This is a genomic window from Actinocrispum wychmicini, from assembly GCF_004345645.1.
In the GTDB taxonomy this organism is placed as follows: domain Bacteria; phylum Actinomycetota; class Actinomycetes; order Mycobacteriales; family Pseudonocardiaceae; genus Kibdelosporangium; species Kibdelosporangium wychmicini.
The window spans coordinates 445,348-458,151 of sequence record NZ_SLWS01000008.1 but is presented as its reverse complement, the minus strand read 5'-3'; the positions used below and the strand labels follow the sequence as shown (position 1 = coordinate 458,151).

Annotated in this window: 10 protein-coding genes; 6 read left to right on the top strand and 4 right to left on the bottom strand. The window is 68.1% G+C overall.

All coding sequences use genetic code 11. The features are described from left to right. Window positions 1–99: 99 nt before the first annotated feature. Complete coding sequence (locus EV192_RS35000) at window positions 100–459, bottom strand: fibronectin type III domain-containing protein (RefSeq protein WP_132122869.1); 360 nt, start codon at window positions 457–459, stop codon at window positions 100–102. Window positions 460–533: 74 nt separating this feature from the next. Beyond that, entirely contained in the window at window positions 534–1,166 is a 633-nt protein-coding gene (locus EV192_RS34995) for a hypothetical protein (protein ID WP_132122868.1), read from the bottom strand. A gap of 27 nt (window positions 1,167–1,193) precedes the next feature. On the opposite strand from EV192_RS34995, the gene EV192_RS34990 reads away from it, so the two are divergent. Continuing rightward, window positions 1,194–2,273, top strand: a complete 1,080-nt coding sequence (locus EV192_RS34990) for an MAB_1171c family putative transporter (protein ID WP_132122867.1) — start codon at window positions 1,194–1,196, stop codon at window positions 2,271–2,273. On the opposite strand, the gene EV192_RS34985 is transcribed toward EV192_RS34990, so the two are convergent. Further along, window positions 2,239–3,933, bottom strand: a complete 1,695-nt coding sequence (locus tag EV192_RS34985; protein WP_132122866.1) for a serine/threonine-protein kinase — start codon at window positions 3,931–3,933, stop codon at window positions 2,239–2,241. The genes EV192_RS34990 and EV192_RS34985 overlap by 35 nt on opposite strands. Further along, window positions 3,930–4,733: a hypothetical protein gene (locus tag EV192_RS34980; protein WP_132122865.1), complete on the bottom strand. Its 804-nt coding sequence runs from the start codon at window positions 4,731–4,733 to the stop codon at window positions 3,930–3,932. The genes EV192_RS34985 and EV192_RS34980 overlap by 4 nt, the downstream gene beginning before the upstream one ends. 90 nt (window positions 4,734–4,823) lie before the next feature. Between EV192_RS34980 and EV192_RS56260 the strand changes: the two genes are divergently transcribed. The 5 genes from EV192_RS56260 to EV192_RS34955 all read left to right on the top strand — a co-directional run bounded on the left by EV192_RS56260 (window position 4,824) and on the right by EV192_RS34955 (window position 12,802). Continuing rightward, entirely contained in the window at window positions 4,824–5,732 is a 909-nt protein-coding gene (locus EV192_RS56260) for a hypothetical protein (RefSeq protein ID WP_243727263.1), read from the top strand. Window positions 5,733–5,805: 73 nt separating this feature from the next. Next, on the top strand, window positions 5,806–7,383 hold the full coding sequence (locus EV192_RS34970) for a DUF4331 domain-containing protein (protein ID WP_132122864.1): 1,578 nt from the start codon (window positions 5,806–5,808) through the stop codon (window positions 7,381–7,383). A gap of 79 nt (window positions 7,384–7,462) precedes the next feature. Continuing rightward, entirely contained in the window at window positions 7,463–8,629 is a 1,167-nt protein-coding gene (locus EV192_RS34965; RefSeq protein WP_132122863.1) for a tetratricopeptide repeat protein, read from the top strand. Continuing rightward, window positions 8,629–10,047 (top strand): nickel/cobalt transporter, encoded by a 1,419-nt coding sequence (locus EV192_RS56965; protein WP_132123027.1) that lies wholly within the window; start codon window positions 8,629–8,631, stop codon window positions 10,045–10,047. Before EV192_RS34965 ends, EV192_RS56965 begins: the two co-directional genes overlap by 1 nt. A 121-nt stretch (window positions 10,048–10,168) precedes the next feature. Next, entirely contained in the window at window positions 10,169–12,802 is a 2,634-nt protein-coding gene (locus tag EV192_RS34955; RefSeq protein ID WP_132122862.1) for a glycoside hydrolase family 3 protein, read from the top strand. Window positions 12,803–12,804 lie beyond the last annotated feature (2 nt).

Below are 12,804 nucleotides of genomic sequence, written 5' to 3'. Positions count from 1 at the left end.
TTTGACGAGAGCGCTGCCGCCGGCCACCCACCCTGCAGAGCCCGGCCACCACGACCGCTGGGCTCTTCCTGAGAGGCACGACGGCAGCGCTCACCGCCCCTAGGACACCATCACCTGCAACGGCGCACTCGACGCCGAATGGTTCCCAGACGGGTCAACGGCCTGAACCGCGATGGTGTAGGTACGGCCAGGTAAGGCGTGGCAGTACCGCACCAGATCGTCGACGTTCACCGACGTCGTTCGCGGCCGGTACGCTTGGGATCCGTTCACCAGGACCGAGTAGTGGTTGATACTGCCCGAGTTGTCGGTGGACGCGTCCCATCCGAGTACCTGTCTTCCGGCGAAAGAACCGATCTGCCGAAAGTTCTGCGGTGCCGACGGCGGAGTGGTGTCCGTCGCGGCGAGAACATTCGGCGAGAACAGCAAAAGTCCCGCGCCGACGACAAGGCCGAGTCGCATTATCACCATTGAACCCGCCCCTCAATGCGGAGAAATGCGAACGCGTACTACTACGCGCCCCCTCTCCGGGCGGTTCAGTCGGATGTGAGAGGAAGTTCGACGACCGCCTGCGCGGTCGGATGTTCGGCCACCACGGTGAAGATCCGGGCGTCGTCCGGCGGACCGGGCTCGTACATCCGGTTGTCGACGATGAGCTGCGGCCACAGCGATCCGGTGCTGCTGTTGCTGCGGTACTCGGTGCCCTGGTCGTCCCAGCCGCGCCAGCGCAGCCGGGCGTCCAGGTACTTCGGCTGGTCGTCCTCGTCGTAGGTGCGGGCGGTGCGCACGACGAGCATGGTGGACCAGACCTCCAGGCTCACCAGGTGCAGTGTCTTGTCGGCGATCGTGAACGACCTGCCGGCCAGCGACACCACCCGCTTCAGCACCGGCAGCGGCGGACGTTCGGCGACCGCGCCGGCCGGGACCCGGGCGACGGGCATGCTCGTGGAGACCGTGCCCTGGCCACCGAGCGTGACGACCTTGAGCATGCCGGCCTCGGTCATCTTGGTCCGCAGCCAGGTCATCACCTGGTCGGCGTCCTGCTGGTCGAGCACGCCGGCGGCGACCAGGCCGCGGGCGATGCCCTGGATCTCCCAGCGGTTGACCATTCCCTTCCCGCCGGCAAGCTGCTCCTTGGCCACCTTCTCCAGAAACGCCCGCCCGTTCATGGTCCTATTGTGCTGTACGGTGCAACCGTGACCCCGCTGCTGGTGGCATATGGAATCGGATCTTTGCTTGTGCTGCTGTGGATGGCCGCCCGGTTACGACAAACGCCCGACAACCTGCCCCTGTGGGCGATGACCGGCTTGGTGGGGTGCTGGGCGCTGGCGTTCCCGTTGGGACTCGCCGCGGACCACAACACCGTGATTCTTGGTATACCGCCGGCGGTTTCCCGTCTGGTCCAGTATGGAGTGTTGCTGCTCGGGGTGAACTGCCTGATCTCCTTCTTCCTGTTCTCCGCATTGCCGGCAAAACAGGCGTGGCGGCGGACATGGCTGTTCCTGGTCCCGCTCGCGGTCGCGGTCACGATCCTGACCGTCACGACGACGTTGATCCCGGACGGCGTGCGCACCAAGGAATACACCGTCACGAGCGTCGCCGCATTCTGGATAACAGCCGACGTCTATATGGCGTTCGGGTTCGCCGCCACCGGCATCTGGGCCCTGCGGTTCGCCCGCACGGCGCATCGCCGCCTCGCTCTCGGCCTGCGGATCGCGTCGGTCGGCCTGGCCGGCATCGTGATCGCGGACTGTTTCTTCGTCCCGGCGATCGTCATCCGGTGGAACGGCGGCGACGCCGCGCCGTCCCTGGACGGGTCCGCCGAGACCACACTGGGCTTCTACGGCGCGGTGTTGTTCCTGCTGCCCGGCATCGTGCTGTGCCTGATCGGGGTGACGTTCCCGGCCGCGATGACCCAACTGGCCGCGTTCCGCGTCTGGCGGCACCACCTCCGGTCCTACCAGCGGCTTGGTCCACTGTGGACACACTTGAACGCCAGATTCCCTGAGGACGCACTGCATCGCGTTCCCGGCGTGGGCGGTGTACACCGCCGCTACTACCGGCGGGTGATTGAATGCCGGGACGGTCTCGTGCGGATCAGCCCGTATCTCGACGGTGACGAGGAACTCGCGGTGGCGCTGAAGACCGCGCTGAGGACGGACCACGAACAGGCCTCCCAGCAGGCGGTCCCGGTGGCGATTCCCGAGCGGGACGGTCTGGACGCCGACGTGGAGCAGCTGATCAGTCTGTCCGAAGCGCTGCGCGTCGCTCGGTAGCGGCGATCGCGAACGACGCGCCGACCGCCCCGGCCACAGCACATCCGATCCCGTACCAGAGCGACGGCTCGTGTACGGCCATCACCGAGACGAACAGCCACGCCGCCAGCCCGAACAGCGCGCCGAGGATCGACGAGGTGTACCGCGCCGCCGGCCGCCGGTAGCCCCGACGCAACGTTCGCATGGTGGATTCCAAGTACGCCAACGCGAACAACGCCAGCAACAGGCTCCCTGTGCCCATCGCGCTCGCCAGTGGGTGCTGCTGTGTCACCAACGTGAAGTCCTGCACCACCCGCGAACCGTCCACCTCGGTCCAGCTGACCGACCCGGTGACGGCCCCGCCGACGATCCACCGCGTGATGGCCGGCATCTCCACCTGCGCGCTGAAACTCCCACCTCCACCCGGATTCGCGGCGCGGGTGGCGGAACTCAACGGCACCGACGCGCCCGCCAGGCTCACTTCGACCGGCCCCTCCACTGAGCCTCTGCCAGTGACCTCCAGCGGTTTGCTGAGATCGACGGTGGCCGGGCCGGTGGCCGGCGCTCCCGCGACAGACACCGGAGTCACGAACGAATGCGGCAGCACGGCCGGCGACAGGAAGGCGACCACGAACACGGCAACCAACGCCACCCCCGCGACCAGCCCGGGGATCAGCGGGCGTCGCCGAACCGTGACCGGCCGGGGCCGGCCGACCAACGTCGGGTCGGCGGCCGGCGGCTTCGGCGTGACCACGGTGGCGCCGTCGCGGTACGTGCCGGGCGCGGTCGTCCCGCTCAACGCGGACAGCACGCGAGGAGTCAGGTGCAGCACCGGGATTCCGGATCGTTCCAGCCATCCCTGCCCGAACACGGTCGTCGCGGCCGTGGCGAGGTCGACCGCGAACGACTCCGCCTCGCGATACCGGTCGTGCTGCTCGCGGGCCACACCGCGCATCACCACCGACGCGAGCAGCTCGGGCACCCGCTGGATCGGCTTGGGGTCGGCGAACATGTGCTGCCGCATCAACGCCAGCCCGCCGCGGGTCCGGTCGAACGGGATCTCCCCGCTCAGCAGTTCGTAAAGGACCGTACCGGCCGAGTAGACGTCGGCGGCCGGGCCCAGCGCCGAGCCCGACGCCTGCTCGGGCGCGATATACGCCGGTGTGCCAACCACTTCGCCGCTGTGCGTGACCAGGGTGGCGCCTTCACTTATCACGCGCGCGATGCCGAAGTCCGCAACTTTCACCACGCCGTTGCTGTTGAACAGCAGGTTTTTCGGTTTGACGTCCAGATGGAGCACGCCGGCGAGATGGGCGGCGTGCAGGCCGGCGAGCATCGCGAGGGTGATCGCGCACGCCTGTTCGGGATTGATCCGGCCGGCATGAAACCTGTCGGACACGGTCCCGCCGTCAAGCTTCTCCATCACCAGCAGGTTCTGCACATAGTCGTAGACCGGCACGATGTGCGGGTGGTCCAAGCTCGCCAGCACCCGTGCCTCGCGGTCGAACTTGCTGCTCGCTTCAGCCCGGTCCGAGACCTCATGCGGCAACTGTTTGATAGCAACGTGCCGGCCCAACGAGCGGTGAACTCCCGCGAACACCACGCCCATGCCGCCTTCGCCGATCTTGTCCCCGATCGCGTACTGCGGCAGGGCGTTGACCATGCTCAGCGGCGCGGTCACGCGAATTCCTGGGTGGTGTGGTCGAACCGCTGGGTGTGCATGGCAATCGTGGGATCATCATCCCTTGTGGACGGCGGTGGCGGCGGCGCGGGATGCGGTGTCAGGTAGCCGAGCAGCAGGCCGATGGCCGCGGCGCCGAGCACGACCGGGATCTCGATGGCAGGCGCGGGCGGCACGAGCCGCAGCACGGACAACGTGATGACCGCGACGAGTCCGGTCCCGACACCGGCCGACAGGAAGCGCAGCGCCCGTCGCCACCGGTTCGGTGACAGCCGATGCCGGGCCATGGCGATGAACGCCGTGAGCCACGCGAGAACTGTGAGGACGAGCAGCGCCAGGCCGAACATACCGTATACAGACCACAATGTACCGCGTACATCGCTGACCGTATCCGTGCTGGCGAGCACGTCCCGTTGCCCGCCGACGACTTCGACCGTGGTCGGCAGCAGGCCGATCGCCTGCCCGCCGAGGTCGCCGAAGTCCAGCACGAGGGTCCGGGTCACCTTGCTGTGCGCGGGCACGTCGAACGGCATTGTCGTGTCATAGGAGAAGAAGGTGAGCGCCAACGCCACACCAGTCACCCGCACGCTGCGCACCCGGACGACGCCACTGGAGTCGTTGGTCGCGACCACGGTCAGCTCGGCCGGCTTCCCCGGGTCGATCGTGACGGTGTTTCCGTCGGCGCTGGTGCCGTTGAGGCTCACCGAGATCTGCAACATGTCGCTGGCCGCCGCCGGCGAACCGACGGACATCACGGCACAAGCCGCGAGCGCAACCATCGCCGCAATCACGCGTCTCATGGGTATCCCGTGTGGTCGAGTGAGATGACTGGTAGGGGATGCTACAACGTGCGAGTTAGGGTCTCCCGTAACACGGCGATTGAGGTAACCATGAGAACGGTGTCGCGGGTGCTCGCCGGCCTGGCCGCGGGTGCGGCCGTCGCGTTGGCCGCGGCACCCGCCGCGCCGGCCCAGACGACCAGTGCCCAGCCGCCCCATCCCGCCATCTTCCTCAAGCCCAACACCGGGCCCGCGGGCAGCGTGTTCACCATCGGCTGGTCGGACTTCCGGCCCGCCTGCCGGTACATCGACTTCACCTGGGCCGGCACGTTCCTGGCGCGGTCACCCGGTGGCCCGGAGCCAACTGGATCGGTCACCACGACCGTGCCCGCGTCGGCCAAGCCGGGCACGTACACGATCACCGCGAGCGTCCCTATTGGAAACTGCACGAAACTAACCGCCAGCGCGACATTCACGGTACCCGGCAACCCGACCACACCGGTCACCAGCGACCCGCCAGTCACCACGTCGGTGTCCCAGCCACCGGTCACGAACCCGCCCGTCACGGGCCGGCCGTCCACGAGCAAACCCCCGGTCACCAGCTCCACCCCGCCCACCACGGACACGCCACCGCCCACCGGCGACCCGAGTTCGTCCATCGTGGACACCCCGGTGTCCACCGGATCCGGCGGCGACCTGGTGCTCGACCATCCGAGCATCGGCCCAGGTGATCCACTTTCCGCCTCCGGCAAAGGATGCGTACCGGGATCGTCGGTCACCCTGACGTCCGGCCGGGATCAGGTGGGCCGGGCGGTCGCGCAGACCGACGGCACGTTCTCCGCGCCCGTGCAGTTCACCCGGATCGAAGCGGGCCGGCACCTGGTCACCGCGAGTTGCGGCATCGTGCTGACCGGGTTGGTCGACCAGGTCGTGACCAGCTCGACCGGATCCAACAGCGGCACGATGATCGTGTTGGTGTTCTTCGTGTTGGCCGGGGTCGCGGTCATCAGGTTCAGATAGCCGCCAATCCTCCCCACCGGGCGCGCCGAACATCTGGTGCGCCCGCCAGCGACGCGGGCGCGGGGAGGAAACCATGCATTCCTTACGTGGCAGAGCAAAGCCACTGGTGGTGACTGGCGCGCTGGTGCTGGGCACGGCACTGACCGGCCTCGTTCCGGGTTCGGCGAGCGCGTCCAGCCACCGTGAGGCGCCACTGATCGCGGCTGATCCCGGCGCGGACAACACCGACGTGTACGCGTTCGTCAGCCCGGACAACCCGGACACGGTCACGGTGGTGGCCAACTGGTTCGGCCTGCAGGAGCCGAATGGCGGCCCCAACTTCTACCCATGGCCCACCGACGCGCACTTCGACATCAACTTCGACAACGACGGCGACGCCAAACCGGACCTCACCTACCGGTGGACGTTCGAGACGGACGACCGGCGGGACGGCAAGACCTTCCTGTACAACAACGGTCCCGTCACCTCGCTCGACGACCCGAACCTGTTGTTCCGGCAGAACTACAAACTGGAGGTCTGGGACTACGAAGGCCGCAACAAGACCGTGGTGCGCAAGGGCAGGGTGGCACCGTCCGATGTGGGCCCGGCCAGCATGCCGGACTTCCGCACGCTGCGCGACCAGGCGATCACCAAGTTCCCCGGCGGCGGCCTGAGCTACGTCGGACCGGCCGACGACCCGTTCTTCCTCGAACTGCGGGTGTTCGACTTCCTGTACGGCGGAAAGCTGCAGGAGGTCGGCCAGGACACGTTGCGCGGCTACAACGTGAACACGATCGTCCTGCAGGTGCCCAAGAAGGAACTGGCACTGAAGGGCGACGCCAACCGCAACCCGGTGGTCGGGGTCTGGAGCGACACCGAACGCCGGTCCCTGCGCCTGTCCCCCGGCCAGGCCAAGCCCGAGGGTCCGTACGTGCAGGTGTCCCGGTTGGGCAACCCGCTGGTCAACGAGGTGGTCTCGTCGAACGACCTGAAGGACGCGTTCAACGGGCTGACCCCGGACAAGGACGGCACCGTCAAACCGTTGCTGGACCGGGTGACCAACCCGGAGGTGCCCAGGCTGATCGAGTCGATCTACGGCGTCAAGGCGCCCGCCACTCCGCGCAACGACCTGGTGGAGATCTTCCTGACCGGCATCACCACCAAGGCCGGCGGACCGATCAAGGCGGACCTCAACTCGCAGCTGAACAACGCGGACGTCCAGGCGAAGCGGTTCGTCCCGTCGGAGATGTTGCGGCTCAACATGTCCATCGCGCCGGCCGCACAACCGAAACGGCTCGGCGTGCTCGACGGTGACCTGCAGGGCTTCCCGAACGGCCGCAGGCTCACCGACGACGTGGTGGACATCGAACTGCAGGCGCTGGAAGGCGCCGCGCAGACCGGGAAGATCGTCGACGCGCTCGCCGCCGGGGACAAAGTGGACGCCAATGACGTTCCGTTCGACACGAAGTTCCCTTACGTGGCACTGCCGCACGACTCAGCCGTGAACTCGCAGACCACGTCGGCCAACGTCGCGCCCAGCGCGAACGTGACGGGTGACAGCTCCTTCGGTCCGGCGATCGCCGGCGCGGCTGGTGCCCTCGGCCTGATCGGCGGCGGCGCGTGGATGTGGCGTAGGCGCCAGTCCCGGCCGCGGCACAGCGCAGTCTCGTAATCACCGCACCACCAAGCCTGGAGGCGCGGCCCGATCCGCGCCTCCAGCCTCCCGCGCGCGAAAAACCGGAGGTGTCACCATGAAGATCTTCCTGACCCTGCTGGCCGGGGCAGCGATCGTCGTCGTCGCGGTGGTTCTGACCCAAACCCCCACGCCGCAGGCGGCGACGCCGGCCGCCCGCCCGAACCGGCTGCAGGACAATGTTTCCGCGTTACAGGACCGACTGCGTCGGGTGCCGGGCGACTCGGCCGGCTGGGCCCAGCTCGGGGCGTCCTATGTGGAGCTTGCCAGGGTCACCGCGGACAGTACATACTACGGAAAAGCCCAGGGCGCCCTGGAAAGGTCGCTCAGCGTCAAGCCGGACGGCAACGGGCCGGCCATGATCGGCATGGGCGCGTTGGCCAACGCCCGGCACGACTTCACCACCGCCAAGGACTGGGCGCTCAAGGCCAAGGCCGTCCTGCCGAGCACCGCCGAGGTCTACGGGGTCCTCGCGGACGCGTTGACCCAACTCGGCGACGACGCCGGCGCGGCCGACGCCGTGCAGCGGATGCTGGACCTTCGACCGAACGTGGCCGCGTTCACCCGTGCGTCGTACCACTTCGAGCTGCACGGCCAGGACGCCGGGGCGAAGGACACGATGGAACTCGCCCTGCGCTCGGCGACTTCGCCGGACGAGATCGCGTTCTGCCGGTACTACCTCGGCGAACTCGCGTTCAACGCGGGCAACGTGGACTCGGCGGCGGACGAGTACGACCAGGGCCTGACGGCGAGCCCGCAGGATCCCGCCCTGCACCAGGGCAAAGCCAAGGTCGCGGCGGCCCACGGCCAGATCGACGCGGCCCTGGACGGCTACCGCGAGGTCGTCGCCCGCGCGCCACTCCCCCAGTACCTTCTCGAATACGCCGAACTGCTGCGGAAAGCCGGGAAGGACGCCGAGGCCGACCAACAGTTCGCCCTGATCGCCCAGCAGCAACGCCTGCTGGAGGCGCAAGGCGCGACCGACGACCTCAGCGCCTCGTTGATCGCCGCGGACCATGGCGACAAAGCCGAGGCCCTGCGCCGAGCCCAGGCCGAATGGTCCCGCAGGCAAAGCGTTTTCGTCGCCGACGCGATGGCATGGGCACTGCACGTGAACGGCCGTGACGCCGAGGCACTGCCGTACGCGGACAAAGCGGTCTCGCTCGGCTGGCACAACCCGACCGTGGTCCGCCACCGGGCGGCCATCCTGGCCGGTGCGCGATGATGCTCCTGCCCGCCCTGGTGGCCGGGATCTACCTGGCGCATCCACTGGGCAACTTCAGCGTCAACCACTACGACGGCCTCACGCTGCACCCATCCCAGGTCGCGGTGAAGTCCGTTGTGGACCTTGCGGAAATCCCCACCCTGCAGGAGAAGTCACTGGACGCGACGCAGGAATGCGGAACGCTGGCCAGATCACTGCACGCGACCGTGGACACCCGCTCACTGACCTTCACGGTGACCACCTCGACAGTGGAGCACCCCAAGGGCCAGGCCGACCTGCCGACGACCCGACTGACCTGCACACTGACCGCGCCTGCCGAGATCCGCGGACCGGTGACGGTCACCTTCGCCGACACCTACCGCGCCGACCGCGTCGGCTGGCACGAGATCACTGCTCTCGGAGATGGCGTCACCCTGGACTCCTCGGTGCCCACCCACTCCGTGAGCGACGAACTCCGCCGATACCCGGACGACCTCCTCACCTCCCCACTCGACGTCCGGGAGGTGCGGATGCGGGCCGAACCCGGCCCCGGTACCGCGGCAACGACCCAGAGTCCGGGGGTCAGCAGCGGATTCGGGCTCGCCGAGTGGTTCAACAACCTGGTCGGCCGGCACGACCTCACACCGTGGCTCGGGGTGCTCGCAGTCCTGCTGTCGCTGGTGCTCGGCGCCTCCCACGCGGCCCTGCCCGGACACGGCAAGACGGTGATCGCCGCGTACCTGGTCGGCCGCAAGGGAACACCGAAGGACGCGATCCTGGTCGGCGCGACCGTCACCCTCACCCACACGGTTGGGGTGCTGGTCCTCGGCCTGCTGGTCAGCGTGTCCAGTGCGCTGGCCGGTGAGTCCGTGCTCCGCTGGCTGGGGATCGCCAGCGGGGTGTTGATCGCCGGGATCGGCGTGGCCCTGGTCCGCTCCGCGCTGAAAGGAAAGGCCGCCCACGGACACGGGCACGGCCACGGGCATGGGCACGGCCACGGCCACGGCCACGGGCACGGGCACGGGCACGGGCATCGGCGCAGCCTTTGGCGACGGCACGGACATGGCCATCTCGTCGACCCCGGCCATGGCGACGAGCCTCAGCAGGGCCATCCCGATGACCACCGTTCTGGGCGCGGGTTCAGTCGGGTGAGCCTGGTCGGGATGGGCATTGCCGGTGGCTTGGTGCCCAGCCCGTCCGCCCTGGTCGTTCTGCTCGGCGCGATCGCGCTCGGGCGCACGTGGTTCGGTGTTCTGCTTGTGCTCGGCTATGGCCTGGGGATGGCGGCCATGCTCACCGTTGCCGGTCTGCTGTTGGTGAAGGTACGGGACAGGTTCGAGCCGCGCATCCGCCGGTATACCAGGGTGATGCCGGTCGTGACCAGCGCGATGGTGTTCCTGGTCGGCACCGGGCTGGCCGTGCGGGCGGTCGTCGGGTAGATTTTTTCAAGCGTAAGGAAAGCCGCACACCATGGCGAGAGCGCTTCCATCCGGCTCTTGACGTCGTCTCCGCGAGGGGTGAGGATCGGGCCGCCGATGTTGCCGGAGACGGGACCGCCTGATGAATCTGAGAGCCATGTCCAAGGGCGCGGTGGTCGCGCTCCTTGGGGCGTTGTCGCTGACCGGGGCGTCCGCGTCCGCCCACCCGGGGACGGCAAGCCGGCAGCCGGTGATCGGCCAGCCGGACTTCGACCACGGGTGCGCCGAGATCGAACACCGGTTGCCCACCCTCGCCGACTGGCCCCAGGTCCGCAGCAAGGTGGTCAAGACGCCGTGGGACGAGTGGCGGATCCGGCAGATGGTCGCCCACATGACGCTGCCGGAGAAGATCGGCCAGATGACCCAGCCGGAGATCAGCGCGATCACCCCGGACCAGGTCAAGCAGTACAACATCGGTTCCGTGCTCAATGGCGGCGGCTCGTGGCCGGGCGGTGACAAGCACGCCACCCCGCGGGACTGGCTGACCCTGGCCGACGCCTACTGGACGGCGTCCACCCAGTCCAGCACCGGCATCCCGGCGATCTGGGGCATCGACGCCGTGCACGGCAACAACAATGTCTTCGACGCCACGGTCTTCCCGCACAACATCGGTCTCGGCGCGGCGCACGACCCGTGCCTGATCCGGGACATCGGCCGGGCGACCGCGACGCAGGTCCGGGCGACCGGCCAGGACTGGGCGTTCGGGCCGACCGTGGCCGTGCCGCAGGACGACCGTTGGGGCCGCACGTACGAGGGCTACTCCGAGGACCCACGGATCACGCGCGCGTACGGCTACGAAGCCGTGCACGGCCTGCAGGACAGCAACGTCTTCCGGCTACGGGACGACGGCGTGATCGCGACCGCCAAGCACTTCATCGGCGACGGCGGCACGACCGGCGGCAAGGACCAGGGCGTGAACGCCTATGCCGAGGCCGACATGATCAACCTGCACGGCCAGGGCTACTACGGCGCGCTCGCCGCGGGCGCCCAGGCCGTGATGATCTCCTTCAACAGCTGGACCAACCCGGACCTCGGCATCACCGAGGGCAAGGTGACCGGCAGCCGGAAGGTGGTCACCGACATCCTCAAGCAGAAGATCGGCTTCGACGGCCTGGTGGTGTCCGACTGGAACGCCATCGGCCAGGTCACCGGCTGCACCAACGCCAGCTGCCCGCAGGCGATCAACGCCGGCGTCGACATGGTGATGGTCCCCAACGAGTGGCAGGCGTTCATCGCCAACACAGTCGCCCAGGTCCAGAGTGGACAGATCGCGGTGTCCCGGATCGACGACGCCGTCACGAGGATCCTCCGCGTGAAGCTGCGCGCGGGCGTCCTGGACGGCGAGAAGCCGTCGGATCGGGTGCACGCCGGGCAGGCGGACGCGTTGCAGGCCAAACAGGTCGCCCGCAAGGCCGTGCGCGAGTCGCAGGTTCTGTTGAAGAACACCAACAAGGTGCTGCCGTTGTCCCCGAAGTCAAAGGTGCTGGTGGTCGGCAAGAGCGCGGACAGCATGTCCGATCAGACCGGCGGCTGGACACTCACCTGGCAGGGCACCGGCAACACCAACACCGACTTCCCGCACGGCACAACCGTTCTCACTGGCCTCAAGCAAGCGCTTGGTGACGCGAACGTCACCTACAGCGCGAACGGCGACGGCGTCGACCCGGCCAAGTTCGACGCCGTGATCGCGGTCATCGGCGAAACCCCGTACGCCGAGGGTGTCGGCGACATCGGCAAGCGCTCGCTCGAAGCCGCCAAGCTGTATCCCGGCGACTTCACTGTGCTGGACAAGGTGCACGGCAAGGGCGCCCCGGTCGTCACGGTATACCTGAGCGGGCGTCTACTGTATACAAACAAGGAGATCAACCGGTCCGACGCGTTCGTCGCCGGGTTCCTGCCCGGCACCGAAGGCGAAGGCGTGGCGGACATGCTGGTACGCGGCCGCGACTGGCACGACTTCACCGGCAAGCTGTCGTACTCGTGGCCGCGCGCCGCCTGCCAGACCCCGCTGAACGCCGGGATGCCCGGCTACGACCCGCTGTTCCCGTTGGGCTACGGGCTGACCAGCCGGCAGACCGGCAACGTCGGCCCGCTCGACGAGACGTCCCCGGCGAGCTGCACCCCGGGCGGCGGTGGCACCGCCACCGACGACCTGGAACTGTTCAACCGCGCGGACATCGCGCCGTGGAAGACCTACATCGGGTCGCCACAGAACTGGGGCGGCACCGAGATCGGTCCGACTGGCACGGCCGCGCACACCAACATCACCGTGGCCCCGACGGACGTGAACGTCCAGGGCGACGGTCGGAAGACCACTTGGACCGGCAGCGGCCCCGGCCAGGTGTACGTGCAGAACCCCAACGGCGGCACAGACCTCAGCGGATACCTCAACGCCCAGTCGGCGCTGGAGTTCGACGTGATCGTCAACCAGCCGAACGCGGCCAGAACCGTGATCAGCACCCACTGCACATACCCGTGCCAGGGCGAAACGGTGGCGACCAAGCTGTTGCAGAACCTGCCGGTTGGCCAGAAGACGACCGTGAAGATCCCCATCCAGTGCTTCGTGGACAAAGGCCTGGACATCACCGCCGTGAACACCCCGTTCCTGGTGTACACCGAAGGGGCGTTCACAGCCTCCTTCGCGAACATCCGCTGGGTCCCGAAAGGCGCGAACGACCCGGACGCCCAGAAGTGTTCGGATCTCGTGGACCAGTGATG

What these genes read in the sequence shown, in the direction of transcription:
- EV192_RS35000 (WP_132122869.1), bottom strand. Translation starts at nt 459, where the DNA reads ATGCGACTCGGCCTTGTCGTCGGCGCGGGACTTTTGCTGTTCTCGCCG.
- EV192_RS34995 (WP_132122868.1), bottom strand. Translation starts at nt 1,166, where the DNA reads ATGAACGGGCGGGCGTTTCTGGAGAAGGTGGCCAAGGAGCAGCTTGCC.
- EV192_RS34980 (WP_132122865.1), bottom strand. Translation starts at nt 4,733, where the DNA reads ATGAGACGCGTGATTGCGGCGATGGTTGCGCTCGCGGCTTGTGCCGTG.
- EV192_RS56260 (WP_243727263.1), top strand. Translation starts at nt 4,824, where the DNA reads ATGAGAACGGTGTCGCGGGTGCTCGCCGGCCTGGCCGCGGGTGCGGCC.
- EV192_RS34970 (WP_132122864.1), top strand. Translation starts at nt 5,806, where the DNA reads ATGCATTCCTTACGTGGCAGAGCAAAGCCACTGGTGGTGACTGGCGCG.
- EV192_RS34965 (WP_132122863.1), top strand. Translation starts at nt 7,463, where the DNA reads ATGAAGATCTTCCTGACCCTGCTGGCCGGGGCAGCGATCGTCGTCGTC.
- EV192_RS56965 (WP_132123027.1), top strand. Translation starts at nt 8,629, where the DNA reads ATGCTCCTGCCCGCCCTGGTGGCCGGGATCTACCTGGCGCATCCACTG.
- EV192_RS34955 (WP_132122862.1), top strand. Translation starts at nt 10,169, where the DNA reads ATGAATCTGAGAGCCATGTCCAAGGGCGCGGTGGTCGCGCTCCTTGGG.